The organism is Bovifimicola ammoniilytica (assembly GCF_025567085.1).
In the GTDB taxonomy this organism is placed as follows: domain Bacteria; phylum Bacillota; class Clostridia; order Lachnospirales; family Lachnospiraceae; genus Bovifimicola; species Bovifimicola ammoniilytica.
Map to the genome: position 1 here is coordinate 295872 of NZ_JAOQJN010000002.1, position 26515 is coordinate 322386.

The 26515-nt window shown below is 32.9% G+C and carries 26 protein-coding genes; 22 read left to right on the forward strand and 4 right to left on the reverse strand.

Translation table 11 applies throughout. The features are described from left to right. The first annotated feature begins 13 nt into the window (after positions 1-13). The 9 genes from infB (at position 14) to OCV48_RS03245 (ending at position 11345) form a co-directional block, all read left to right on the forward strand. Entirely contained in the window at positions 14-2566 is a 2553-nt protein-coding gene (gene infB / locus OCV48_RS03205; RefSeq protein ID WP_147591122.1) for a translation initiation factor IF-2, read from the forward strand. 24 nt (positions 2567-2590) lie between these two features. After that, complete coding sequence (gene rbfA / locus OCV48_RS03210; RefSeq protein WP_021982523.1) at positions 2591-2983, forward strand: 30S ribosome-binding factor RbfA; 393 nt, start codon at positions 2591-2593, stop codon at positions 2981-2983. Continuing rightward, positions 2970-3926, forward strand: coding sequence for a DHH family phosphoesterase (locus OCV48_RS03215; RefSeq protein ID WP_394803221.1), 957 nt, complete (start codon positions 2970-2972; stop codon positions 3924-3926). The genes rbfA and OCV48_RS03215 overlap by 14 nt, the downstream gene beginning before the upstream one ends. A gap of 58 nt (positions 3927-3984) precedes the next feature. Next, positions 3985-4956 carry a tRNA pseudouridine(55) synthase TruB gene (gene truB / locus OCV48_RS03220; RefSeq protein WP_147591124.1) on the forward strand — a complete coding sequence of 324 codons (972 nt, stop codon included), beginning with the start codon at positions 3985-3987 and terminating at the stop codon, positions 4954-4956. Between the two features lie 30 nt (positions 4957-4986). Next, positions 4987-5880, forward strand: a complete 894-nt coding sequence (locus OCV48_RS03225; RefSeq protein ID WP_147591125.1) for a bifunctional riboflavin kinase/FAD synthetase — start codon at positions 4987-4989, stop codon at positions 5878-5880. Between the two features lie 63 nt (positions 5881-5943). Then, complete coding sequence (locus OCV48_RS03230; RefSeq protein ID WP_262558782.1) at positions 5944-7242, forward strand: P-loop NTPase family protein; 1299 nt, start codon at positions 5944-5946, stop codon at positions 7240-7242. Between the two features lie 43 nt (positions 7243-7285). Beyond that, complete coding sequence (locus OCV48_RS03235) at positions 7286-8425, forward strand: DUF6382 domain-containing protein (RefSeq protein ID WP_021982518.1); 1140 nt, start codon at positions 7286-7288, stop codon at positions 8423-8425. Positions 8426-8679: 254 nt separating this feature from the next. Continuing rightward, positions 8680-10299 (forward strand): Na/Pi cotransporter family protein, encoded by a 1620-nt coding sequence (locus OCV48_RS03240; RefSeq protein WP_021982517.1) that lies wholly within the window; start codon positions 8680-8682, stop codon positions 10297-10299. A 116-nt stretch (positions 10300-10415) separates the two neighbouring features. After that, complete coding sequence (locus OCV48_RS03245) at positions 10416-11345, forward strand: N-acetylmuramoyl-L-alanine amidase family protein (RefSeq protein ID WP_147591126.1); 930 nt, start codon at positions 10416-10418, stop codon at positions 11343-11345. A gap of 244 nt (positions 11346-11589) precedes the next feature. On the opposite strand, the gene OCV48_RS03250 is transcribed toward OCV48_RS03245, so the two are convergent. Then, entirely contained in the window at positions 11590-11964 is a 375-nt protein-coding gene (locus tag OCV48_RS03250) for a metal-dependent transcriptional regulator (RefSeq protein WP_021982515.1), read from the reverse strand. A 309-nt stretch (positions 11965-12273) separates the two neighbouring features. On the opposite strand from OCV48_RS03250, the gene OCV48_RS03255 reads away from it, so the two are divergent. The 13 genes from OCV48_RS03255 to OCV48_RS03315 all read left to right on the forward strand — a co-directional run bounded on the left by OCV48_RS03255 (position 12274) and on the right by OCV48_RS03315 (position 24994). After that, positions 12274-12486, forward strand: coding sequence for a FeoA family protein (locus tag OCV48_RS03255; protein WP_021982514.1), 213 nt, complete (start codon positions 12274-12276; stop codon positions 12484-12486). A 180-nt stretch (positions 12487-12666) separates the two neighbouring features. Then, entirely contained in the window at positions 12667-12888 is a 222-nt protein-coding gene (locus OCV48_RS03260; protein ID WP_147591127.1) for a FeoA family protein, read from the forward strand. Between the two features lie 186 nt (positions 12889-13074). Continuing rightward, positions 13075-15477, forward strand: coding sequence for a ferrous iron transporter B (feoB, locus tag OCV48_RS03265; protein WP_147591128.1), 2403 nt, complete (start codon positions 13075-13077; stop codon positions 15475-15477). Positions 15478-15546: 69 nt separating this feature from the next. Then, positions 15547-15684 (forward strand): FeoB-associated Cys-rich membrane protein, encoded by a 138-nt coding sequence (locus OCV48_RS03270; RefSeq protein ID WP_021982511.1) that lies wholly within the window; start codon positions 15547-15549, stop codon positions 15682-15684. A gap of 44 nt (positions 15685-15728) precedes the next feature. Further along, positions 15729-16199 (forward strand): transcriptional repressor, encoded by a 471-nt coding sequence (locus OCV48_RS03275; RefSeq protein ID WP_147591129.1) that lies wholly within the window; start codon positions 15729-15731, stop codon positions 16197-16199. Positions 16200-16313: 114 nt separating this feature from the next. Continuing rightward, positions 16314-17012: an ABC transporter ATP-binding protein gene (locus tag OCV48_RS03280; RefSeq protein ID WP_147591130.1), complete on the forward strand. Its 699-nt coding sequence runs from the start codon at positions 16314-16316 to the stop codon at positions 17010-17012. Between the two features lie 72 nt (positions 17013-17084). Further along, complete coding sequence (locus tag OCV48_RS03285) at positions 17085-19349, forward strand: ABC transporter permease (protein WP_147591131.1); 2265 nt, start codon at positions 17085-17087, stop codon at positions 19347-19349. Between the two features lie 278 nt (positions 19350-19627). Continuing rightward, positions 19628-19963 carry a DUF6110 family protein gene (locus OCV48_RS03290; protein WP_147591132.1) on the forward strand — a complete coding sequence of 112 codons (336 nt, stop codon included), beginning with the start codon at positions 19628-19630 and terminating at the stop codon, positions 19961-19963. Between the two features lie 22 nt (positions 19964-19985). Then, on the forward strand, positions 19986-22061 hold the full coding sequence (locus OCV48_RS03295) for a heavy metal translocating P-type ATPase (protein WP_147591133.1): 2076 nt from the start codon (positions 19986-19988) through the stop codon (positions 22059-22061). Between the two features lie 215 nt (positions 22062-22276). Then, positions 22277-22870 (forward strand): DUF3793 family protein, encoded by a 594-nt coding sequence (locus OCV48_RS03300; protein WP_021982505.1) that lies wholly within the window; start codon positions 22277-22279, stop codon positions 22868-22870. A 33-nt stretch (positions 22871-22903) separates the two neighbouring features. Beyond that, entirely contained in the window at positions 22904-23338 is a 435-nt protein-coding gene (locus OCV48_RS03305) for a flavodoxin (RefSeq protein ID WP_147591134.1), read from the forward strand. A gap of 14 nt (positions 23339-23352) precedes the next feature. Further along, positions 23353-23637, forward strand: a complete 285-nt coding sequence (locus OCV48_RS03310; protein WP_021982503.1) for a DUF2325 domain-containing protein — start codon at positions 23353-23355, stop codon at positions 23635-23637. Between the two features lie 367 nt (positions 23638-24004). Further along, on the forward strand, positions 24005-24994 hold the full coding sequence (locus tag OCV48_RS03315) for a 2-hydroxyacid dehydrogenase (RefSeq protein WP_147591135.1): 990 nt from the start codon (positions 24005-24007) through the stop codon (positions 24992-24994). Between the two features lie 303 nt (positions 24995-25297). Here OCV48_RS03315 and OCV48_RS03320 read toward each other — a convergent pair whose 3' ends face one another. The 3 genes from OCV48_RS03320 to OCV48_RS03330 are packed head-to-tail and all read right to left on the reverse strand — an operon-like array spanning position 25298 to position 26403. Next, on the reverse strand, positions 25298-25909 hold the full coding sequence (locus OCV48_RS03320; protein WP_147591136.1) for a manganese catalase family protein: 612 nt from the start codon (positions 25907-25909) through the stop codon (positions 25298-25300). A gap of 3 nt (positions 25910-25912) precedes the next feature. Further along, the gene (locus OCV48_RS03325; protein ID WP_147591137.1) at positions 25913-26170 is read right to left on the reverse strand and encodes a spore coat protein CotJB; all 258 of its coding nucleotides are present in this window, start codon (positions 26168-26170) and stop codon (positions 25913-25915) included. Then, positions 26158-26403, reverse strand: a complete 246-nt coding sequence (locus OCV48_RS03330) for a spore coat associated protein CotJA (protein WP_317246804.1) — start codon at positions 26401-26403, stop codon at positions 26158-26160. Before OCV48_RS03330 ends, OCV48_RS03325 begins: the two co-directional genes overlap by 13 nt. Between the last annotated feature and the right edge of the window lie 112 nt (positions 26404-26515).

Below are 26515 nucleotides of genomic sequence, written 5' to 3' on the forward strand. Positions count from 1 at the left end.
CGGAGGTAGAAGAATGGCAAATATTAGAGTATATGATCTTGCTAAACAACTTGGATTAGAAAATAAGGCACTAATGAAGATTTTAGCAGATAATGGAATAGAGAAAAAACCAACAAGTTCAATTACAGAAGAAGAGGCTGATATAGCAAGAAAAGCATTCAATGGATTGGATGGTCAAGGTATTAAAAAATCAGAAAATGATAAAGCAGACAAGAAATTTGACAAGAAATTTGACAATAAAGAAGCAGATAAGAAAGCTGTTAATAAGCAAGCAGATAAGAAAAAAGAATCAGTAAATACTGATAAAAATACTTCAAAAGAAGCATCAAATACAGATAAGAAAAATGCAGTAAAAGATAATAATGATGGAAAAAAAGCACATATAACACAGGTGTATAATCCACAGAACAGTAATAATAATTCAGCTACAGGAAAGAAAAAGAATAATGGTCAGAATAATAAGAAAAATGACTATAATTCTAATAATCAGAATAGAAATAATAACAATAACAACCAGAACAATAAAAATAATGGAAATAACCAGAAGAATAAGAACAATGGTGGGAATTCTAATAATGTAAATAGTCAGAATAATAACCAGAACGGTAATCAGAACAACAGAAATAATAATCAGAATAGAAATAATAACAATAACAACCAGAACAATAAAAATAATGGAAATAACCGTAATAACAGAAATAATAACCAGAATAGTAATAATTCATATGGTAAAAATAATGGAAAGAATAATGGAAAGAATAACAATTCACAGCCTGTTAAACAACAACCAGTGAAAGAAGAAGAGACAATCAAAGAGATTATTCTGCCAGAGACACTTACAATCAAAGAACTTGCTGATAAGATGAAGATTCAGCCATCTGCACTTGTTAAGAAATTATTTATGCAGGGACAGATAGTTACAATTAATCAGGAAATTGACTTTGATACAGCTCAGGAGATAGCATTAGAATATGATATCATTGCAGAGCAGGAAGAAAAAGTTGACATTATTGAAGAATTATTAAGAGAAGATGAAGAAGATGAAAGCAAGTTAGTAAAGAGACCACCTGTTGTATGTGTTATGGGTCACGTTGATCATGGTAAGACATCACTTCTAGATGCAATCAGACAGACAAATGTCATAGCTAAAGAAGCCGGTGGAATTACACAGCATATCGGTGCATACACAGTAACAGTTAATGGCGAACAGATTACATTCTTAGATACTCCTGGACATGAGGCATTTACAGCAATGCGTATGAGAGGTGCCCAGTCAACAGATATAGCTATATTAGTAGTTGCAGCAGATGATGGCGTAATGCCACAAACAGTAGAGGCTATTAACCATGCAAAGGCAGCAGGAATAAGCATTATCGTTGCTGTTAATAAGATTGATAAGCCAAGTGCTAACATAGATAAAGTTAAACAGGAATTAGCAGAATATGAATTAGTTGCTGAGGACTGGGGTGGAGATACAATATTTGTTCCTGTATCAGCACATACTAAAGAGGGTATCGATACACTTCTTGAGATGATTCTTCTTGAGGCAGAGGTATGTGAACTTAAGGCCAATCCTAACAGAAAGGCACGTGGTCTTGTAATAGAAGCACAGCTTGATAAGGGACGTGGACCTGTCGCTACAGTATTAGTACAGAAAGGTACATTACATGTGGGTGACGCAATTGCTGCGGGTTCATTTTATGGTAAAGTACGTGCCATGGTTAATGATAAGAGAATGAGAGTTAATACAGCTACACCATCAACTCCTGTTGAAATTTTAGGACTTAATGGTGTCCCAAATGCAGGTGAGGTATTTGTGGCAACAGAAAATGATAAAGAGGCAAGAAACTTTGCTGAGACATTTATCAAAGACGGAAGAGAAAAACTTCTCGAAGGTTCTAAAGCTAAAGCAAAGATGTCTTTAGATGACTTATTTAACCAGATACAGGAAGGTGAACTTAAAGAGTTAGATTTAATTGTCAAAGCTGATGTTCAGGGTTCTGTTGAAGCAGTTAAGAACAGTCTTACCAGATTATCTAATGATGAAGTTGTAGTTAAGGTTATTCATGCCGGTGTCGGTGCAATTAATGAATCAGACGTTATCTTAGCATCAGCATCAAATGCAATTATAATAGGCTTTAACGTACGACCAGATAATCTCGCTAAAGAGATAGCAGAAAGAGAAAAAGTCGACTTAAGATTATACAGAGTTATTTATCAGGCAATTGCAGATGTGGAAGCAGCAATGAAAGGCATGTTAGATCCTGTATATGAAGAGAAAGTAATTGGTCACGCAGAAGTAAGACAGTTATTTAAAGCTTCAGGCGTTGGAACAATCGCAGGTTCTTATGTACTTGACGGTGTATTCCAGAGAGGCTGCAGTGTAAGAATTACAAGAGAAGGCGAGCAGATATTCGAGGGTGCATTAGCATCACTTAAGAGATTTAAAGATGATGTAAAAGAAGTTAAATCTAACTATGAATGTGGTCTGGTATTTGAAAAATTCAATGACGTAAAAGAAGGCGATATCGTAGAAGCATATATTATGCAGGAAGTGCCAAGATAGATTATAGAAAGCAGGGTTTTGTCTATGAGAAAAAACAGCATAAAAAATACACGTATTAATGGCGAAGTAATGCGTGAACTTAGCAATATAATAAGAGGAGAGATTAAAGATCCAAGAATTAATCCTATGACGAGTGTTGTGTCTGTGGAGGTTTCACCTGATTTAAAACAGTGTAAAGCATATATAAGTGTATTAGGTGATGAAGAATCACAGAAAAGTACATTAGAAGGATTAAGAAGTGCAGAGGGTTATATAAGAAGAGAACTTGCACATACAATTAATCTTAGAAATACACCTGAAATTATTTTTATTATTGACCAGTCAATTGAATATGGTGTCAATATGTCTAGGTTTATCGATGAAGTAAATAAAGATATTAAAGATGACGGTGAGGAAAATGATATTGAAACAGAATAAAATATCTGACTATTTAGAAAAGGTGAAAACAATAGGTATGGGTGGACATATAAGACCTGACGGCGATTGCGTCGGGTCATGTATGGGACTTTATACATATTTGAAACATCAATATAGTGATATTAATGTTGATTTGTATTTAGAACCTATTCCGGATAAGTTTAAATTTCTTAAATATAGTGATGAGATTAAGAACAGCTATGATGGAGACAAAGAATATGATTTATTTATCTCATTAGATTCAAGTGACATTGACAGATTGGGTGAGTTTGAGCCATATTTTAATAATGCTAAAAAAACATTATGTATAGACCATCATATAAGCAATACAGGATTTGCGATGGATAACATTGTATTTCCTAAGGCTAGTTCAGCAAGTGAAGTTGTATACACACTTTTAGACGAAGATAAAGTGGATTATGATGTGGCTTGTGCTTTATACCTTGGAATAATTCACGATTCTGGAGTGTTTAAATATTCGAATACATCGGCAGCTACAATGACAATTGCTGGTAAACTTATGGAAAAAGGCATTCCTTTTACAAATATAATCGATAATACATTTTATACAAAGACCTATATACAGAACCAGATACTTGGAAGGGCATTATTAGAAAGCGTATTGTTCTATGATGGTAAATGTATTTTTTCTGTAGTAAAGAAAAGTGAATTTGATTTTTATAACATTACTAACAAAGATTTAGATGGAATAGTAGAGCAGCTTAGAATTACAAAAGGTGTTGAATGTGCAATATTCCTGTATGAAGTTGGAGAACTTGAATACAAAGTAAGTCTGCGTTCAAATGAAATCGTAGATGTAAGTGCTATTGCAACATATTTCGGAGGTGGTGGTCATATAAGAGCAGCAGGCTTTAATATGAAAGGCACAGTATATGATGTAATAAATAATATTTCAGAGCAGATAGAGATACAGTTAGGTTAGTCAGGTTTGTGAGAAAAATCGTCTATTTGCGATTAATCGCTTGGAAATGAGGATTAGAATGAACAATAATATTAATGGTGTAATTAATGTATATAAAGAAAAAGGTTTTACATCACATGATGTTGTTGCGAAATTAAGAGGTATACTAAAAACTAAAAAAATTGGGCATACAGGCACACTTGATCCGGAGGCGGAGGGTGTGCTTCCAATTTGTATAGGAAATGCGACAAAATTATGTGACCTTATAATGGAAAAGAGAAAAACTTATGAAGCAGAGTTAGTTCTCGGATTAAAGACAGATACACAGGACATGACAGGTGAAATTATAGAAAAATATAGTGATACAATTGAACTATCAGATACAGAGATATCTAATGCCATTAAGAGTTTCGAGGGTGATTATGCCCAGATTCCACCAATGTATTCGGCACTTAAAGTAAATGGCAGAAAGCTATATGATTTAGCACGTGAGGGAATTGTAGTAGATAGGAAGCCAAGAAATATTTATATATATGGAATTGATATATTAGAAATAAAACTACCTGTTATAAGAATCAGAGTTAATTGCAGCAAAGGAACATATATAAGAACTTTATGTAACGATATAGGTGAGAGGTTAGGTGTATATGGCTGTATGGGATATTTACTAAGAACCCAGACAGGTATATTTAAGCTTGACGACAGTGTAAAACTTTCGGAAATTGAACAGATTGTGACTGATGACAGATTAGAAGAGTCAGGAATATTAGTTAAAACAGAGGATATCCTTGACTATCCGAAATTAATTGTTAAGGATAGATTTAAAAAGCTATTATTAAATGGAAATGTATTAACTTCTGAAATGTTTATGGAAAGGAATAAAGTGGCTGATAATACTGATGGAAATACTGGTGCAATAAATTATGAAACCAGAGCTTATGATAATAATCAGATATTATACAGAGTCTATTGTGAGGGAAGATTTTATGCAGTATATAAAATAGATAAGGAAAGTGGATTGTATAAACCAGAGAAAATGTTTATGGCTTAATACCGAGAAACGGAGAAAGTGTGAAAGAATATGCATATCTATGATGAGACAAAGGATATTCGTGTTAATAATTCGGCAGTAACATTAGGTAAATTTGATGCATTTCATTTAGGACACCAGAGACTTATTAACATTATTAATGAGAAAAAGAAAGAATATGGTTATGAAACAGTACTTTTTTCATTCGATACAACAGGAATAAAACATCTGCCGAGTGTGACAACTAAGGCTGAAAGAATAGATATATGTAATGAATTAGGTATAGATAATCTTGTGTTCTATCCTGTTAATAAAGAAACCATGGCAATTGAGCCTGAAAATTTTATTAAAGAAGTATTAGTTAAAAGTATGGGTGCAAAGGTAATTGTGACAGGCAGAGATTTCTGTTTTGGAAGAAACAGACGTGGAAATGTAGAGATGCTCGAGAAATATGCGGTTGAGTCAGGATATGAACTTATAGTTGCAGATGATGTTATGTCAAATGGTGAAAAGGTCAGCAGTTCAAATATAAAGGATTATCTGACTTCGGGTAATATAGAGATGTCAAACAAAATGCTTGGTTATAATTATTTTATAAAAGGACAGGTTGTAGCAGGAAAACAGAATGGAAGAAAGATAGATACCAGAACTATTAATATAAGTCCTGATGAGAATAAAATTCTGCCTCCAAGAGGTGTATATAAGACTAATACACACATAGATTCAAGAGTCTTTAAGAGTATTACAAATGTCGGAATTAATCCAACAGTTAAAGAAGATGGAAGAATTGTAGTCGAAACTCATATATTAGATTTCAATGAAGATATTTATGATAAAGAAGTGAAAATTGAGTTTATAAAATTCATAAGAGAAGAGAGAAAATTCCCTGATTTAAATGCATTAAAAAGGCAGATATTACTTGACATATCGGAAGCAAATTTATAAAATAGAATCATGAATTTGTGAGGTTGTTTTATGTGAAAATAAAAGAAAAGGAAAGGTACTAGTATGCAAATCAGGGTAGCAATTTTAGATCAGGATCAGAACTATCAAAACAGGGTATTAGTTGCTTTGCGTGAAAAATTTTCTAAAAAATTACAGGTATTCCCATGTAATAGTACAGAAGACGTTTTATCGGTAATAGAAGCACATGAAGTAAAGGTTTTTGCAATTAATAAGATGATTAACTATGATATTTCCCAGATACCGGAGGAATGTGCAATAGTATATTTATCAGAATTAAAATCAGTTAAAGAGGAAGATGGAACACCAGTAGTATGCAAGTATCAGAAAGTTAAGAATATTGCTGGTGAATTATATAATATCGGCAAGAACTATGATAAATTATTAGCTGAGAAGAAAGAAGCAGAGAGAAAAGCTGAAGAGGAAAGACTAGAAGCTGAAAGAAAAGCTGAAGAAGAAAGATTAGAAGCTGAAAGAAAGGCTGAAGAAGAGAGAAGAAAAGCCGAAGAAGAAAGACTAGAGGCAGAAAGAAAGGCTGAAGAAGAAAGATTAGAGGCAGAAAGAAAAGCAGCTGAAGAAGAGCAGAAGAGATTAGAAGAAGAGAGAAAAGCTGAGGAAGAAAGAATCAGAGAGAAACGTAGAACTCCAGATGTGTACGCATTTATTTCGGCAGGAAACAGTGAGGGCAGCACGACAACAGGTATTTCTCTTGCAATTGCTAATGCAGATGATAATACTAATATTTTATATCTTGATTTCAAACAGTTCAGCACAATGAGAAGATTTTTTGATGTTTCAAGAACGGATGTACCATTTAGTGATATTTTAACTAAGGCAGCAAACGGGGAACTTACTAAGGAAGATTTAGAGAAAGCCATAATAACAGATATGAAATTTGGCTTTGACTTCATTAATAATGAAGATTGTGCTTTTGAATTAGTTATGTATTTGGAAAATGGATTTAAAAAGTTATATGAGACAATTGGAGAGTTAGAGAATTATGATATCATCATAGTTAACTTAGAGAGTGCAATTTCTAAGATTAATTTCTCAGTTCTTGATGTAGCTAAGAAAGTTATATTTGTAGGAAGTGGATTACCTGATTCTAATAAGAATATTGAGAGAAACATTGAGATTATCAAAAAATATGATGAAGTGAATGATTGCTCTTATATAGAGAAAACTAATATACTCTATAACAGATTTGTTAATAGAAATTGTAGTGTACTACATCTTTCAGGCGTTAATGTAATAGGTGAAATTAATGTTATTAAAGAGAAAACGGAACAGAGAGTATTAGATACAATGTCTAAGATGGCGATATTTGGACAGATCGTTGAATAGTTACATACATATTGAAGATTACAGAAAGGTTAGGTAATAATATATGATAGATTTAAACATAAAGAACGATGAAGAAAAAGTTACTGCTGAATATCTCCTTAAATCTAACGACAGAATTGACAATCTTACATTAGGTATGATGGTTAACAATGATATAGAAGGTTTCTTACCAGTACAGCCGGTACAGGTAGAGAATGACAGATATTTCAGATATGATATAACGGGATTGGTTACAATGAAAGAATATCTCGGTGAATATGTTAAAAAAGACAGATTATTAAAAGTATTCTATGGTATTGCTAATACGATTAGGGAATCATCAGAATATATGATTAACTGGACATCATTTTCACTAGAGAGAAAAGAGATATACGTTAATCCTGAAAATGGAGATGTCAGGTTATTATGTCTCCCATTACTTACAGTTATTAATGATGGTAATATATGCAACTTTTTTAAGAATGTATTATTTAGTTCACAGTTTGATTTAGATGAAAATGGTGATTATGTAGGTAAACTTATCACATTTCTTAATCCTAAATCATATACGTTGGACAAGTTCATATATGAATTAGAAGATATGCTCGGACTTGAACATAAAGAAGTGGTTGAGGAAGAAGACGAAGAAGATACAACTGTAGAAGCTGAAACAGAAGAAGATAAAAATGATGCAGATGTAGAAAAAGAGCCAGCAGAAGATACCGAGCAGGAAGCTGCTAATGATGACGATACAGAGATTCAACCTGAATTAGAAGAGAATGTTGCAGAGACATCAGATGAAGTTATAGATGAAAAAGTAACTGAAGAGACAATAGAGATAGATGAAGTATCTGGGAAAGATGCTGAAACAGAAGAAGTTCCTCCAACTGTTTCAAAACCAGAGATAGAACCATATCTAATAAGATTATCTAATAATCAGGAGATAAAGATTGATAAAGATTCATTCTATATTGGTAAAGATGAGAAAAATGTTGATTATTGTATATCAGATAACTTAGCTATTGATGATAAACATGCTTATATTATAAGACATGGTAAAGAATACTTTGTTGTAGACAATAATTCGAAGAATCATACATATTTAAACAGAGTATTAATAGGAACTGATGAGGAAGTCTTTATTCCACACGGAGCTCAGCTTAGATTTGCTGACGAAGATTTTGAATTCAGAATGCATAAATAAGTTTTAAATATTTTTGGATTTATAAGACCTTTTATAGTTTATATATTTTAAGATATAATATATAACTTTAAAAGGTCTTTGTAATTTATGTATGAATTTATGTGAAATCGAATTTAAAATTAGGTAAAATTTTACTTGTTTATTTCCGGAATATAGGTTATTGTATATAAGGATGCTTTTTTTTGATAAAAAATGTCTATACTATAATTGAATATTAGAAAATACATAACTATATGTATATTGAAAGGAAAATTATGAGCAGTACAATGATAATAAGTATGCTTGGGGGATTAGGACTATTCCTTTATGGAATGAAGCTTATGGGTGAAGGAATAGAAAAAGTAGCAGGTTCTAAGATGAAAACAATCTTAGAGTGGTGTACCAAGAACAGACTTATAGGTGTTATCGTCGGTACAATTTTTACTGCTATTATTCAGTCTTCAAGTGCAGCTACTGTTATGGTTGTAAGTTTTGTTAACTCAGGACTTATGAATCTTATGCAGGCTGTAGGTGTAATTATGGGTGCTAACATTGGTACAACAGTAACAGCACAGATTGTAGCATTTGATCTTGATAGTATTGCACCAATATTTGTAATTACCGGTGTTGTTATGATTATGTTCTTTAAGAATGAAACGGTCAACAAAGTCGGCGAGGTGCTTTTTGGTTTTGGCGCATTATTTTTAGGAATGAGCCTTATGAAAAATTCTATGGCAGATATAAAAGATTCTGTTACAGTAATGAAGATGATTAGTTCACTTAAGAATCCTTTAGTTGCAATCTTGGTAGGACTTGTTATTACTACGATATTACAGAGTTCATCTGCGTCGGTAGGTATTCTTGTAACGATGGCCGGAAGTGGACTTGTAGAATTACCAATGTGTTTCTATGTTATTTTAGGTTGTAACATAGGTGCCTGTACATCTGCTGTATTAGTAGGTCTTACAGGTAAGAAAGATGCTAAGAGAGCTGCCCTTATTCATCTTATGTTTAATATTATAGGTTCAATAATAATGTTACTTATTTTATTACCATTTGGAGGATATGTTGAGCATTGGATTAATGCTATTTCAGCTGATCCTAAACGTGCCGTAGCTAATACACATACTATATTTAAGGTATTCCAGGTTATTATCTTATTCCCATTTGCAGGCTGGATAGTAAAACTTACACAGTGGCTTGTACCTGGCGAAGATAAACAAAAAGAAAAATATGAATTAAAATATATTAGTCTTGATTCAGCGGTATCTCCGGCTATTGCTATGATAGAGGTAACAAATGAGATTAAGAGAATGGGTGAGATTGCTAATTATAACCTTGAAAGAAGTATGGAAGCGTTAATGAAAGGCAATAAGGATATAATTAATGAAGTGTTTGAACGAGAACATGAAGTTGATTTCCTTAGCAGGAAGATTACCGATTTCTTAGTTAAGATAAATCAGATGCTGCCAGTAAGTGAGACAAAGAACATAGCTGGCTATTACCATGTTGTAAGTGATATTGAACGTATAGGTGACCATGCAGAAAATATTGCGGAATTTGCACAGACAAAGCTTAATGAATCAATAGAATTCAGTAAAGTGGGTGCGGAGGAATTACAACATATGTTTGATGTTATGAATAAGGAAGTGAAACTTGCATTAGAAGCATTTACTGAGAGAAATGAAGAACATCTTAAAGAAATTATGGATTTAGAAGATGAAGTAGATGATTTAGAAAAACAGTTACAGAGAAATCATGTACGTCGTATGTCTAAGAACGAATGTAGTCCTAAGGCAGCAATATTCTCTGATTTGATTTCAAACTTCGAAAGAGTATCAGATCATGCTACAAATATTGCATTTGCTACATTCAGAGAAGAAGAATATATTTAAGAATTTTGAATACAGGTCATATTATATGGCCTGTATTTGTTTGTGAAATTATATAATGAAAATAAGTTATCAATGTATTGTATCTTATAACTCTGAGAATAAGGAAAGGTATGAAAATGAAGAAATTAATATATCTAATTGCGTTAATAACAATGACAGTAGTATTAGTTGCCTGTGGAGGTAGTAAGAAGAGTAAAAATAATAAAAAAGATGGAAACACAACAAAGTCAGTAAATACTACGCAAACAACAGAAGCGACAGATAAGAATGTAGAAACAAATAAATTAGAAGAGACCGCTGAACAAACTACAACAGAAGAGATCATAACAGAAGAATCCACAACTACTACGGTGGCTGAAACTACACCAGAACCTGTCACAACCGCACAAGAGACAAGTTCATACATACCAAGAACTGGTGGACATCTAGTAGCAATTGATGCAGGACATCAGGCACATGGCAATAATGAAAAAGAACCGGTAGGACCGGGTGCATCAGAAGTAAAAGCTAAAGTAAGCAGTGGAACAGCAGGTTGCGTTAGCGGACTTGCTGAATATGAACTTAACTTAAGTATTGCCCTTAAATTACAGAAAGAATTAGAAACCAGAGGATATAATATCATAATGATAAGAAGTACCAATGATGTTAATATCAGTAATAGCGCAAGAGCACAGATTGCAAATAATGCAGGTGCAGAAGCATTTATCAGGATACATGCTAATGGTTCTGAGAACAGTAGTACAAATGGTGCGATGACAATATGTCAGACACCATCTAATCCATATAATGGTAATATATATGGATTAAGCAGAAAATTATCACAATGCGTATTAGATAAATATATTGAAAGTACAGGTGCAAGAAAACAAAAGGTATGGGAAACTGATACTATGAGTGGAATTAACTGGGCATCCGTACCTACCACGATTATAGAAATGGGATATATGTCTAATCCGACTGAAGATGGATTAATGGCTACGGAGGATTATCAGAATAAAATTGTGATTGGAATTGCAAATGGAATAGATGCATATTTTAACAGTTGAAAACAGGAGCTGTGTGAAGAGTCTCTTATTTTCTGATTCCTTAATCGGGTGTGAGTAAATGCCGCCCTCTGCAAAGTCTATTATGTGCAGTAAATCAAACGTACTTTGCTTGAACGGTGATTTGCTGCACCTACCTTTTGCATCTGGCGGCATATAACTCACACACACGATATGTCATAAATCAAGTGTGTGTCATAGACGGAATCATTGGTTTAAATGTCTGTGAATTGAATCAGAATATTATTTATTCAGCACCATTTACATGTTTTTTTAGTGCTTCAAATGTTTCTTTACTAAGTACGTGTTCCATCTTGCAGGCATCTTCATCTGCAACTTCAGGATTAACGCCTAATTTGACAAGCCATTTTGATAATAACTCATGTCTTTCATAAATCATTTCTGCTATTTCACGACCAGTATCAGTTAAGTATATGTATCCTGCATCTGTAACTGTAATATGGTCTTTTTCGCGAAGATGTTTCATTGCAATACTTACACTTGATTTCTTAAAGCCTAATTCATTAGCAATATCGACAGAACGAACAACAGGTAATTTCTTACTTAATACCAAAATTGTTTCTAAATAATTTTCAGAAGATTCGTTTATAAACGCTCTCATTATTAAAGCTCCTTTTATTTATTATTTTAAATAATTTTTAAATTCACATTCCTTAAGATATCATATCATTATATAATACTATACCACAAATTTCTAAAATTAGATAGTATATATTTTCCTAATAATATAGAACTAAAATATTAAATATATTTGTAAAGAAAATAGATATACAATATATTGAATTCAAAATATATAGAAAAATATGCAGAAAAAATTAAAAAAGTTATTGACACCTAATGAATGTTAGACTATACTAACTTTCGAAGAAAAGAGTTTTGAAAAATATTATCAATATAGAAAGAGGATGATATGATGCCTTTAACAATGGTTAATGCAGGTGAACCTAATGTAATTAAAAAGGTTGGCGGTAAAGAAGAAACACGTAGATTTCTGGAGAACCTCGGCTTTGTAGCAGGTGGAACGGTAACAGTTATATCAGAAATTGATGGTAATATGATTGTTAATGTTAAGGATTCCAGAGTGGCTATAGGTAAAGATATGGCTAATAAAATAATGGTATAAAATATAACTGATAATAAAAAGAGTTCTATAAGTATTAATTATTAGCATAGTTACATATAAATGTAACTGATAGTGCAGTATTATTAGTTCCTAACAATTATGACAAGATAACATTTATATGTTATTTGTATAAAAAAAGTATTTATATACTTTACAAAAAGGCAAGAATGGAGGAAATGCATTATGACACTTAGAGAAGTGGAGTGCGGAACAACTGTTAAAGTTAAGAAACTTACAGGTGATGGTCCGGTTAAAAGAAGAATTATGGATATGGGAATTACAAAAGGTGTTGAGATATTTGTAAGAAAAGTTGCACCTCTTGGAGATCCTGTAGAAGTAACTGTAAGAGGCTACGAATTATCATTAAGAAAAGCCGATGCAGAAATGATAGAAGTAGAATAAAATCTGTTTTACAGATTTTATTTCAGACAAATTTTTTTTGCCCCCGTGTTAGTTAACACTAACAAAAATAAGACAAAACGTACAATGAAAAGTTATAACAGTTATATATTCAGAAGTTTATAATAGCGACACATATATAAACTAATTAATCTGAATTAAAGAAGTGTCGCAGAAATGAGGAGATTTATGTCAATTAAAATTGCATTAGCAGGTAATCCAAACTGCGGAAAAACCACATTATTTAATGCGTTGACAGGTTCAAACCAATTCGTTGGTAACTGGCCTGGTGTAACAGTTGAGAAAAAAGAAGGTAAGTTAAAAAATCATAAAGATGTAGTAATAACTGATTTGCCTGGTATTTATTCTTTATCACCTTATACATTAGAGGAAGTTGTAGCAAGAAACTATCTTATTAATGAGAAACCAGATGCAATTATTAATATTGTAGATGGTACTAATATTGAAAGAAACTTATATTTATCAACACAGATTATGGAACTTGGTATTCCGGTAATTATGGCAGTAAATATGATGGACGTTCTTGAGAAAACAGGTGACACAATTAATACTGATAAATTAAGTCAGAAACTTGGATGCGAAGTGGTTGAAATATCTGCTCTTAAAGGAACAGGAATTCAGAAAGCAGCAGAGAAAGCAGTTGCTTTAGCAAGTGACAAGAAGAGAGTTGCTCCTGTACATAGCTTTGACAAAGATGTTGAAGCTGTAATTACTAAAGTAGAAGAAAAGCTTGCAAATGTAGTTACAGAAGAACAGAAACGTTTCTTTGCAATCAAATTACTTGAGAAAGATGATAAAATTCAGACTTTATTAGATATCGTTCCTGAAGTTGATGATGAAATTAAAGAGTTAGAAGATAAATTTGATGATGATACAGAAAGTATTATTACAAACGAAAGATATGTATATATTTCTTCTATAATCGGAGATTGCTTAAAGAAAGCTAAGAAGAAGACATTAACAACATCTGATAAGATTGATAGAATCGTTACAAACAGATGGCTTGCATTACCTATATTTGCAGCAATAATGTTCCTCGTATACTATATTGCAGTAAGTACAGTAGGTACATTCGTAACAGACTGGACAAATGATGGTTTATTTGGTGATGGCTGGCACTTATTTGGAAATGGTTCAAGTGCTTATGAAAAAGCAGCAAATGACTATGCAGTAGAAAACATCTGGACAGATGATGTAGTTGAAACGGTTAAAGCAGCAGATGAAGCAGGTGTTATCGGTGCCGATAATATTCTTGGCGCAATTAAAGATGAAGATTATGCTACATTTGAAGAAGAATATGGTACATATGGTGAATCATTAACAGAAGCAGGATATGATATTTCAGAAACTGTTGACGAAGCCATGGAGGATGCTCCTGATACAGCAGATTATGGTATCTGGGTACCTGGTATTCCTGTACTCGTAGAAAAAGGTCTTGATGCAGTACATTGTGCTGGATGGTTAAAAGGACTTATCCTTGACGGTATTGTAGCCGGTGTTGGTGCTGTACTTGGTTTCGTACCACAGATGCTTGTCTTATTCATTTTACTCGCATTTCTTGAAGCTTGTGGTTATATGGCCAGAGTTGCATTTATTATGGATAGAATTTTCCGTAAATTCGGTTTATCAGGTAAATCATTTATTCCAATGCTTATCGGTAGTGGTTGTGGTGTTCCTGGTGTTATGGCATCGAGAACAATCGAGAACGACAGAGACCGTAAGATGACAATTATGACAACAACATTTATCCCTTGTGGTGCTAAATTACCAATTATCGCTCTTATTGCAACAGCATTATTCCAGGGAGCATGGTGGGTAGCACCTAGTGCTTACTTCGTAGGTATCGCAGCAATTATCTGCTCTGGTATCATACTTAAGAAAACAAAGATGTTCGCAGGAGATCCTGCACCATTCGTTATGGAGTTACCAGCATATCACATGCCAACAGTTGGAAATGTATTAAGAAGTATGTGGGAAAGAGGATGGTCGTTCATTAAGAAAGCCGGAACAATAATTCTTCTTTCATCAATCATTATCTGGGCTGGTTCATCATTCGGTTTCGAAGGTGGCAAGTTTGGATTTAACCCTGATATAGCTCTTGAAAGCAGTATCCTTGGTAAGATTGGTAACGCAGTAAGCTTTATCTTTGCACCTCTTGGTTTCAACAACATCAAAGCAACAATTGCTACAATTATGGGATTAGTTGCAAAAGAAGAAGTTGTAGGTGTATTCGGTGTACTTGACTTTGAGAATATGACAAAGATTGCAGCGTATTCGTTCCTTGTATTCAATCTCCTTTGCGCGCCTTGTTTTGCAGCTATGGGTGCTATTAAGAGAGAGATGAACAATACAAAATGGTTCTGGTTCGCAATTGGATATCAGACATTACTTGCATATGTTGTTTCGCTTTGTATTTACCAGATAGGTGCATTAATTATCGGAGAAATAAGCTTTGGTATAGCAACGGTAGTAGCTATCTTATTAATCATAGGATTCTTATATCTTCTCTTCAGACCATATAAAGAGAGTAAGACACTTAGATTTGATAGTGCTAAGTTAAATAAAAAGTAAGATTAAACAGATTGTAAAATGTAAATGTGTGCTTTTGCGAAGTTAGTAAACTTCGGATTGGAGGAAATTATGGGAACAATTTTTGTAGCAGTTCTTGTAGCGGTAATAGTTGGATTAATAATTTATAGTATGGTTAGAGACAAGAAAAATGGTAAGTCAATACAATGCGGAGGCGATTGCAAGCATTGTGGAGGTCATTGCCATTAAGAAAATGTCTGTGACGAAACTATAGAGAAAGGAGATTAACCGGAATGGAAAAATGTAATCAGGTAGTAAATAAAAATGATTCACAGAATTATCTCAGAACGGAAATGCAAAGAGAAATTGTGATAGATCGTTTAAAAGAACGCGGTTGTAGAATTACTAAACAGAGATTGATTTTATTGGATATTATATTAAATGAAGATTGCTCATGCTGTAAAGAAATATATTATCAGGCATCAAAGATAGAACCATCTATAGGAACTGCAACTGTATACCGAATGGTTAATACCCTTGAAGAAATTGGCGCCATAAGCAGAAAAAATATGTATAAAATTGCGTGTGGTTCGACGTGCGAAGTAAAAGATGCGTGTGTTATTAAATTAGATGATGATACAACACATCATTTGTCGGCAAATAAATGGAACAAGGTTATCTTAGAAGGTCTTAAAGCATGCGGATACATTATTAATAATCAGAATATACAAAGTGTTGAGGTTCAGCCTTGTATATGTGATTAAAACAAAAGAGATGTTGATAAAAAATATCAACATCTCTTTTTTGATTGACAATGAAAAAATAAGATGATAGTATACACATATGAACAGACATTCATATGAAAGTGAGGTAAAGAAATGTTTTTAGAGATAAAAGATTTGAAAAAAAGTTTTGGAACTGATTCTAATAAAACAGAGGTTTTAAAGGGAATTAACTTTGAAGTAAATAAAGGTGAGTTTTGTGTACTGTTAGGACCATCTGGTTCAGGTAAATCTACATTACTTAATATAATCGGTGGAATAGATGGTGCTGACAGTGGATATATCTCAATAGACGGTGAGAAGATAAAGGATATGGATGAGAAAACTCTTACTAAATACAGACGTAAACATTTAGGATATATTTTCCAGATGTACAATCTCATTCCTAACCTTAATGTTAAGGAGAATATAGAGGTAGGTGCATATCTTAGTGATAATCCCTTAGATATTGATGATTTGCTTAAGACATTAGGACTGTATGAACACAGACACAAACTTCATAACCAGTTGTCCGGTGGACAGCAGCAGAGAACTTCAATAGGCCGTGCAATTGTCAAAAATCCTGATATTTTGTTATGTGATGAACCAACCGGAGCATTAGACTATAACACTTCGAAGGAGATACTTAAACTTATTGAGGAAGTAAGTCATAAGTATGGTACAACTGTAATAATGGTAACACATAATGATGCAATTAAAAATATGGCAGACAGAGTAGTAAAACTCAGAGATGGACAGATTCGTAAGTCTTATATAAACGAAGAAAAGATATCAGCAAGCGAGCTTGACTGGTAATTAATCTATAGTGATAAGTGAAATATGAAAATAAATTAAGGAAAAGACTTAATTTTTGAAAGGAAAGATATGATGAAAAATCCATTACGCAAAAGACTGCCAAAAGAATTTGTGAGTGAAATCGGAAAATATTTAGTTATTTTCTTATTTATGACTATTACAATCGGTCTTATATCGGGATTCTTAGTGGCAGATTCAAGCATGATAAAAGCTTATGATGAAAGTTTTGATAAGTATAATATTGAAGATGGTAACTTTGAGCTTATGGAAAAAGCTGATGATAAATTGATATCTTCATTAGAAAACTATGGAGTAACAATTTATGATAATAACTATATTGAGTGTGATACAGATAACAATCTGAATGGAGAAATTGACAGCACACTCAGAATTTTTAAGAATAGAGAAGAGGTTAATAAAGTATGCCTTATGAAAGGTAAGATGCCTAAAAAGGTTGATGAAATTGCAATAGATAGAATGTATGCTGATAATAATAAGGTATCTGTAGGTGATAAGATAGAAGTAGCAGGAAGAAAGCTTGAGGTTACAGGTCTTGTAGCCTTATCAGACTACAGTGCATTATTCTCTGATAATGGAGATGTAATGTTTGATGCGGTTAAATTCGGTGTTGCAATTGTTACTGAAGATGGATATGAAGTATTTGACAACGCAAAAGTACATTATGATTACTCATGGATATATAATGATAAGCCGGCAAATGATACAGAGGAAAAGAAGTTATCAGACGGATTTATGAAGGAATTAAACAGTAGTGCTGAAATTGTCAAATACATACCTAGATATGGTAACCAGGCAATACAGTTTACCGGAGAAGATATGGGAAGCGATCAGGCAATGATGATTATGCTTCTATATATTCTTATAACAATTTTAGCGTTTGTATTTGCAGTAACTACTAATAATACAATTACTAAAGAATCTACGGTAATAGGCACTCTAAGAGCTTCAGGATATACAAGAGGTGAATTGTTAAGACATTACATATCATTACCTGTTATAACAACATTAATAGCTGCCCTAGTCGGTAATATACTTGGTTATACAGTATTTAAAAATATAATGGCAGCAATGTATTATGGAAGTTACAGCCTGCCAACTTATAAAACAATATGGAATGCAGAAGCATTTATTCTGACAACAATAATACCCTTAATTATAATGATTGTAATAAATATGGTGCTTATTTCTATAAAACTTAAGCTATCACCACTTAAGTTTTTAAGACATGATTTATCTAAGTCAAAGAAAAAGAAAGCAGTACGATTACCACATTTTAAGTTTCTTCAGAGATTCAGACTTAGAATAATACTCCAGAACATACCAAGTTATGCTACGTTATTTGTCGGAATATTATTTGCATATGTATTATTGATATTTGGCATGGGAATGAGTCCTCTTTTAACACATTTCCAGAAAGAAACACTTGATAATATGATTTCTAAATATCAATATGTTCTGAAAGCACCTGTTGAAACTGGAAATGGAGAGGCTGAAAAATATTGTTATACATCACTTGATATTTCATCAAAGAAGTTTAACGATGAAGGAGTTGGTATCTATGGAATTAATGAAAACAGTAAATATATTGACCTTAAGTTAAGCGGCGATGAAGTATATATTTCTGATTCATTTGCTGATAAATATCTACTTAAAAAGGGTGATAAATTCAAATTACATAATAAATATAGTGGTGAAAAATACGAATTTAGGATAAAAGGAATCTATACATATCCATCATCTATAGCTGTATTTATGAATGAGGATTATTATAGGGAATTATTTGAAGTTCAGGACGGATACTTTAACGGATATTTCTCGAATGAAGAGTTAACAGATATAGAGGATAATTATGTGCTTACAAAGATTACTGAAGATGATTTAACTAAGGTATCAAGACAGTTAAAAGTTTCAATGGGAGAGATGTTTAACATAATCAATATATTTGCAATCATATTATTTGTCCTTCTGATTTATCTTCTGACTAAGCTCATAATTGAGAAGAATGCGACATCTATCTCGATGGTTAAGATATTAGGTTATGAAAACAGGGAAATAGCAGGTCTGTATATTATGTCAACATCAATAGTGATAGTTATCTCAATGATTATCGGTATGGTATTATCAACATATATATTAAGAATATTATATAGAAGTATGATGTCATCATTGACAGGCTGGCTAAAGTTTTATATTGAACCTAAGATATATCCTCAGATGTTTGTAATTGGAATTATATCATATGTTGTTGTAGCAATGTTGCAATATAGAAAGATTAAGAATGTTCCAATGGACGAAGCACTTAAAAATGTAGAATAAAGAAGTATAATGTATTATAACAACCGCCCTGTTGATAAAGTTTATCAACAGGGCGGAAAATGCGTGAAATTTGATTAAATAGAGCCATACAGAACTTGAAAAAAAAGATAAAATATATTATAAAATATGTAACGATTAAAGACCAGATGATGGTCTTTAATTACATTGTAAACATTATATTGTTAGCAGAATAGTAAAATATAGAATAATATAAGATTGATTATATGAATTAGTTGGAAATATTCTAATATGTTGTATCTGCAGAATGGAGGACTATTATGTTAAAGAAATTATCAAAAATCGATTTAAAGAAGACAGGAATATTTGCATCAGGCGTATTATTTGGTACAGCAGGAATTAAGATTCTTTCAAGTAAAGATGCTAAGAAGCTCTATACTAATTGTACAGCAGCAGTTTTAAGAGCTAAAGAAACTGTAATGAAAGTTACAACTAATATCCAGGAGAATGCAGAGGATATTTTGGCAGAAGCAAAGATTATTAACGAAGAAAGAGCTGCCAGTGAAGCTGTTGTAGAAGATGAAACAACCGAAAATGTAACAGAAGATGTAACAGAAAAAGAAAACGAAGAAACTGCACAGACTGAAGCAGAATAGTGTTTCTTAAGAGGTTTAAACATTGAAATTTATTATTAAGCATGAAATAAAAGGTCGTATAAGGGTACATATAATTCAAAACAAGATGACTTATGCACAGGCAGATATATTAGCTTTTTACCTGAATAATAATAAATATGTCACATTTGCAAAAGTGTACGATAGAACTTCTGATGCAACAATTAATTATATAGGAGACAGAGAAGAGATAGTTACACTTCTTAAGCACTTCAGATATGATGAAGTGGAAGTCCCTACAGGATTAGTTGAGAATTCAGGAAGAGAATTGAATGCTAAATATCAGGAAAAATTAGTTAATAAAGTAATTTTAAGATATGCAGGCAGATTGTTTCTGCCATATCCTGTAAGAGCGTGTGTTACAACTGTTATGTCTGTTAAATATATTTGCAAAGGACTTAATTGCTTATGGCATAGGAAGATTGAAGTACCAGTATTAGATGCAACTGCAATTGGTGTATCTGTTATCAGAAGTGATTTTGAAACAGCAGGTTCAGTAATGTTCTTACTTGGAATCGGTGAAATTTTAGAGGAATGGACCCATAAGAAATCAGTAGATGATTTAGCAAGAACAATGTCTTTAAATGTTGGCAAAGTATGGTTGGTTAAAAATGATAATGAAGTGTTAGTTCCGTCTTCTGAGATTAAAGTCGGCGACAAAGTGGTTGTGAGAATGGGTAAGATAATCCCTTTTGATGGTCAGGTAACTGACGGTGAAGCTATGGTTAACCAGGCATCACTTACAGGCGAATCTGCACCTGTACGAAAGTGTGAAAACAGTTACGTATATGCAGGAACAGTTGTGGAAGAGGGAGAAATTACCATTAAAGTTAAAGAAACAGGTGGTTCAAGTAAGTTTGAGAAGATAGTTACGATGATTGAAGAATCGGAGAAACTTAAATCTGCACTTGAAAGTAAGGCAGAACATATAGCAGATAAGCTTGTTCCGTATACTTTAGCAGGAACGGGAATTACATATCTCTTAAGCAGAAATGTAACAAAAGCATTGTCCGTATTGATGGTTGATTTCTCATGTGCACTTAAGTTAGCTATGCCTATTTCAGTACTTTCTGCAATCAGGGAAGCAAGTATGCATAATATAACTGTCAAGGGTGGTAAATTCCTAGAAGCAGTTGCTAATGCCGATACTATAGTATTCGACAAGACGGGAACACTTACTAAGGCTAAACCTACTGTAGCAAGGGTTATTTCATTCAATGGCTATGAGACAGATGAATTATTAAGAATAGCAGCATGCTTAGAAGAGCATTTCCCTCATTCAATAGCAAATGCGGTTGTAGAAGCAGCAAGAGCTAAGAAGCTTGACCATGAAGAGATGCATTCTAAGGTTGAATATGTCGTAGCACATGGAATCTCAACAAAGATAAATGATAAGAAGGTTATTATTGGAAGTTATCATTTTGTATTCGAAGATGAAAAATGTGTTGTTCCAGAAGGTAAAGAAGAATTATTTAAAAATTTACCAAATGAATATTCCCATCTATATCTTGCAATAGGTGACAGTTTAGCTGCCGTAATATGTATCGAGGATCCATTAAGGGAAGAGGCAGAAGCAGTTATTAACTCTCTAAGAAGAGCAGGAATCAGTAAAATCGTAATGATGACGGGTGACAGTGACAGAACAGCCAAAGTAATTGCTAAGAAGGTTGGCGTTGATGAATATTATTCAGAAGTGCTTCCAGAAGATAAGGCAAAATTTGTAGAAAAAGAAAAGGCTAAATCAAGAAAGGTAATAATGATTGGAGATGGTATAAATGATTCTCCGGCATTATCGGCTGCTGACGTAGGTATCGCTATAAGTGATGGAGCAGAGATAGCAAGAGAAATAGCAGATATAACAATTGGTTCTGATGATTTATATAATATTGTTACACTTAAACTGTTAAGTGACAGTTTAATGAAAAGAATAAGTAAGAATTACAGAAATATTGCATGTTTTAATACCGGACTTATATTATTAGGTGTTAGTGGTATTATACAGCCTACAACATCAGCATTGTTTCATAATACGTCAACATTATTTATAAGTATTAAGAGTATGCAGAATCTTTTGAATTAATTAGAAATATTTATATTGAATATAGTTGGATAATTTGAAGTATACTTAAAATTAGTTAAGTAAATAATTAAACAAAAAGCTAAATGATAAGAACTCTCATAACCGAATATGGTTTTGAGAGTTCTTATCATTTAGACTACTTGACGAATAAATAATAATTAGCTAGAATAAACATCAGTTAGACAAAACTAACTAAATGAAAATATGGAGGTATTATGAGTCAGGAAATATACGAGATAGTCAAGGGAATGGATTTAGAAAATATTGAAACCCAGCTTGCGTTACAATGTGCACCACTCATAACAGGACTAAAGGTTTCGAATCTTTTGATTATTTCAAAAGGTAATGAGGAAGTTGTGAAAAGAATACTAAATCGTACTGGGATTTCATATTACAGACTTATACAGACCAGAACTAAAACCACATTTTTACTATTCAGACGAAATGAATTAGAAGAATTTCTGTCAGATGAGAACGTTAGAAATGTACTTATGAAAGCAGGCTATAAGTCGTTACAGATTGATAAAATTCTTAGAACATTTAGTCTCAGATATGAAGCATATATACAGGGCGATAAGAGTTTTCCACATGAAATGGGATTGTTACTTGGTTATCCTGTAGAAGACGTAGTTGGTTTTGTGGAGAATAATGGTAAGAACTTTTTATATTCCGGATATTGGAAAGTCTATGAGAACCAGAAAGCCAAAGTTAAATTATTTGATAAATTTAAAGTCGCCGAGGAAACATTGATTCATTTACTTTCAAATGGGCTTAGTATGTCAGATATAATTGACATTTATGCAACATAAAAAATTATTTTAAATAAAACGGAGGACATAAAAATGAGCAAAGTAGAAGTAATATTCTGGTCACAGTCAGGAAATACACAGGCAATGGCAGAGGCAATTGGAAAAGGTATAACAGATGCAGGTAAAGAAGCTAATGTGGTATTCGTAAGCAGCGCATCAGTAGATGATGTTAAAAATGCTAAGGCATTTGCAATGGGGTGTCCGGCAATGGGAGCTGAAGTTTTAGAAGAATCTGAAATGGAGCCATTCGTACAGGATATCGAGAGCTTCATAAATGGTAAGACAATTGCACTTTTTGGTTCATACGGCTGGGGTGATGGTCAGTGGATGAGAGACTGGGAAGATAGAATGACTGCTGCAGGAGCAACAGTATTAAATGGTGAGGGACTTATCTGTAATGAAGCTCCTGATGCTGATGCAATTGCAGAATGTGAAGAACTAGGTAAACAATTGGCTGCATTAGTTTAAAATGGAGGTCTATAGTGAGTGTAGTTATAATAGGTGGCCATGACCGTATGGTCTGCCAATATAAAAAGATATGTAAAGAGCATAATTGTAAAGCTAAAGTATTTACACAAATGTCTGGTAATCTTAGTACAAAGATAGGAAGTCCGGATTTGATTATACTTTTTACAAACACTGTATCTCACAAAATGGTTCATTGTGCAATAACAGAAGCTGAAAAATGTAATGCTGAAGTTGTAAGATGCCATACGAGTAGTGGAAATGCATTAAATGAAATATTAAATACAGCAGTGGGTTTCTAGAATAAAATAGTAATTATTGCTAAAATTATAAAGAGAGTGAATTAAGGCTATATGTTATTTAGTTGATGTATAGATTAGCCACTCTCTTTTTATTATTTGAGTTTACTCATTGCCAGATGCTTAAAATGGGGTCTCCATCTGTGATATACTTGATTTATGATGTATCGTGTGCAAGTTAATGCTGTCAGATGCAAAAATTATGAAAAAACTATTGACGAAAATATTCCTAGATGTTATTATAATAAAAACAGTAATAATTATTGATTTAAAATTCATATTTTGTATATTTATTATAAATATTTACATACTACATAGATATAAGCAGTTTATACGCATATATTCAAAATGTGGGAAATGGAGGTAAGAGATGAGAATATTATTTTACGATGCTAAGAAATATGATGTAGATTCATTTGATAAGGAATTAGTTAAATTTAGTAATATAGAGGTGGAATATTTAGATACTGATTTATCAAGGTCAACAGTAGCACTTGCGAGAGGATATGATGCCGTATGTGCATTTGTAAACTCTGATTGCAGCGCAAAAGTATTGGAGAAGTTAAATGAATTTGGAATCAAATTATTGCTTCTTAGATGTGCGGGTTTTAATAACGTAGATGTAGAAGCCGCTAATAAATACGGAATTACAGTACTCAGAGTTTCTGGATATTCACCTGAGGCAGTAGCAGAATTTGCCATTACAATAGCACTTGCGGTAAACAGACATCTTCATAAAAGCTATATTAAGGTAAGAGAGAATAATTTTGCACTTACAGGTCTTACCGGCATTAATTTCTTCGGTAAAACAGCAGGAATCATCGGTACAGGTAAAATTGGAGCAGCAATGTGCAGAATATGCCAAGGTCTTGGTATGAAAGTAATTGCTTATGATGCCTATGTTAATCCTAATCTTGATTTTGTGGAATATAAGTCATTTGATGAAGTTCTAGCAGAAAGTGACCTGATATCACTGCATTGCCCATTAACAGAGGACAATTATCATATGATTAACAAAGACACAATTGCTAAGATGAAAGATAATGTGATTTTAGTAAATACATCAAGAGGCGCATTAGTTGATACAAATGATTTAATTCAGGGAATAAGAGCTAAGAAATTCTTCGGTGTGGCATTAGATGTATATGAAGAAGAGACTAACAATGTATTTGAGGACAGGGCAGATGATATCTTAGATAATTCAGTTGTAGCACGCCTGTTATCATTTCCAAATGTCATCGTTACATCACATCAGGGCTTTCTGACAGAAGAAGCATTAGAATCAATAAGTAATACAACACTTCAGAATGCAACTGATTATATGAATGGAAATATAAATGAGGCTAATCAGGTAAAATAATTATTATCTGCATTAAGTAAATTTGTAGCTGTCAAATTTATTTTAACAGACGAATATAAGTTGCAAAATTCAGTGTATAGTTTGAGTTATAAATAAAAATGAGTTATAAATAAAAATGAGTTATAAATAAAAAGAGTAAAGGCAATTTCTTAAGTAAATTATGGGCTTAAGAAGTTGCCTTTTTGATAAAACTATTTTTTGAAAAGCTAATTAAGAAAATTATCTAATATCTTAGTAAGAATATTAGATATAGTATTTAGATAATATATTTAGTAAATGCATTCAAAGGTATATTTAACTAAATTATTTAGTACCACATTCTTTATCAATTGCTGGATTGCAGAAGTAGAAGTTATTGGAGTCTAAATGTTCCTGGACTATTCTAAGTGCCTCACCGAAACGCTGGAAGTGAACGATTTCTCTGGCACGCAGGAATTTGATTGGTTCTACTACATCAGGATCTTTAATTACACGTAGAATGTTGTCGTAGGTAGATCTGGCTTTCTGTTCAGCAGCGAGATCCTCAGTAAGGTCTGTTATAGGATCGCCCTTAGACTGGAATTCGCAGGCGTTAAATGGAATTCCTCCGGCAGCCTGTGGCCACAGTGCAAGAGTGTGATCTATATAGTAATTACCAAAGCCTGAATTATTTATCTCTTCGGGAGTCAGGTTTCTTGTGAGCTGATGAACAATAGTGGCAATCATTTCAAAATGAGCCAGTTCTTCGGTACCTATATCAGTCAATAAGCCAGCTACTTCTCTATAAGGAATGGTATATCTTTGAGACAGGTATCTCATTGAAGCACTAAGTTCTCCATCAGGTCCTCCATATTGGCTGATTATATACATTGCTGCTTTAGGATCAGTCTGTTTAATATTAATAGGATATTCAAGTCGTTTTTCATAATTCCACATAAGTTAACACTCTCCTTCCCATGGCCATGGGTCAGTTGCCCAGTTCCAGAAATTAGTATTTGCTATATTATCTAACAATAACGGACCAAATTGGTTGTTATATAATCTGAGGGCTTTCTGACGTTCGGCATTGTATTTCATAAAGAATGCTAATGCATCTTTATCATCAGGGTGTGTATCGAGATATAATGAGATATCAGTTACGGCAAAACTGACTTCATTAATCCATTGTAATAATTGACTTCTATTCATTGTCTGCATCCGCACTTTTTACCTCCTTTAGAACCTCTGAATGGTTTATTTAATTCAGGAAATATAGTTCCTGCCTGTAAAGCCATAGGCAATTCATAGACCTGTGTGAAATATTGCCATGGTACATAAGCCATTGCGGCAGGCAGGTCAGAACAATTGTCTTGTGGTCTTTGCATGGATGCCATACCACAAGGACATTCACGTCTGTCATTCGTCTGATAGGTGTTAAAATTGTTGTACATATTACTCTCCTTTTTTTAGTATATAATTAGATTATGATAATAAGAAAAATTCGTTACTTATAAATATTTAGCATTTACTTAAATAATAACTATGAAAAAACAACCAATTATG

Coding starts and splice junctions, on each gene's coding strand:
- OCV48_RS03280 (WP_147591130.1), top strand. CDS start 16,314: ATGTTTTTAGAGATAAAAGATTTGAAAAAAAGTTTTGGAACTGATTCT.
- OCV48_RS03320 (WP_147591136.1), bottom strand. CDS start 25,909: ATGTGGAATTATGAAAAACGACTTGAATATCCTATTAATATTAAACAG.
- OCV48_RS03330 (WP_317246804.1), bottom strand. CDS start 26,403: ATGTACAACAATTTTAACACCTATCAGACGAATGACAGACGTGAATGT.
- OCV48_RS03250 (WP_021982515.1), bottom strand. CDS start 11,964: ATGAGAGCGTTTATAAACGAATCTTCTGAAAATTATTTAGAAACAATT.
- OCV48_RS03225 (WP_147591125.1), top strand. CDS start 4,987: ATGCATATCTATGATGAGACAAAGGATATTCGTGTTAATAATTCGGCA.
- OCV48_RS03315 (WP_147591135.1), top strand. CDS start 24,005: ATGAGAATATTATTTTACGATGCTAAGAAATATGATGTAGATTCATTT.
- infB (WP_147591122.1), top strand. CDS start 14: ATGGCAAATATTAGAGTATATGATCTTGCTAAACAACTTGGATTAGAA.
- OCV48_RS03325 (WP_147591137.1), bottom strand. CDS start 26,170: ATGCAGACAATGAATAGAAGTCAATTATTACAATGGATTAATGAAGTC.
- rbfA (WP_021982523.1), top strand. CDS start 2,591: ATGAGAAAAAACAGCATAAAAAATACACGTATTAATGGCGAAGTAATG.
- truB (WP_147591124.1), top strand. CDS start 3,985: ATGAACAATAATATTAATGGTGTAATTAATGTATATAAAGAAAAAGGT.
- OCV48_RS03270 (WP_021982511.1), top strand. CDS start 15,547: ATGGGAACAATTTTTGTAGCAGTTCTTGTAGCGGTAATAGTTGGATTA.
- OCV48_RS03275 (WP_147591129.1), top strand. CDS start 15,729: ATGGAAAAATGTAATCAGGTAGTAAATAAAAATGATTCACAGAATTAT.
- OCV48_RS03230 (WP_262558782.1), top strand. CDS start 5,944: ATGCAAATCAGGGTAGCAATTTTAGATCAGGATCAGAACTATCAAAAC.
- feoB (WP_147591128.1), top strand. CDS start 13,075: ATGTCAATTAAAATTGCATTAGCAGGTAATCCAAACTGCGGAAAAACC.
- OCV48_RS03285 (WP_147591131.1), top strand. CDS start 17,085: ATGAAAAATCCATTACGCAAAAGACTGCCAAAAGAATTTGTGAGTGAA.
- OCV48_RS03255 (WP_021982514.1), top strand. CDS start 12,274: ATGATGCCTTTAACAATGGTTAATGCAGGTGAACCTAATGTAATTAAA.
- OCV48_RS03290 (WP_147591132.1), top strand. CDS start 19,628: ATGTTAAAGAAATTATCAAAAATCGATTTAAAGAAGACAGGAATATTT.
- OCV48_RS03300 (WP_021982505.1), top strand. CDS start 22,277: ATGAGTCAGGAAATATACGAGATAGTCAAGGGAATGGATTTAGAAAAT.
- OCV48_RS03240 (WP_021982517.1), top strand. CDS start 8,680: ATGAGCAGTACAATGATAATAAGTATGCTTGGGGGATTAGGACTATTC.
- OCV48_RS03245 (WP_147591126.1), top strand. CDS start 10,416: ATGAAGAAATTAATATATCTAATTGCGTTAATAACAATGACAGTAGTA.
- OCV48_RS03305 (WP_147591134.1), top strand. CDS start 22,904: ATGAGCAAAGTAGAAGTAATATTCTGGTCACAGTCAGGAAATACACAG.
- OCV48_RS03235 (WP_021982518.1), top strand. CDS start 7,286: ATGATAGATTTAAACATAAAGAACGATGAAGAAAAAGTTACTGCTGAA.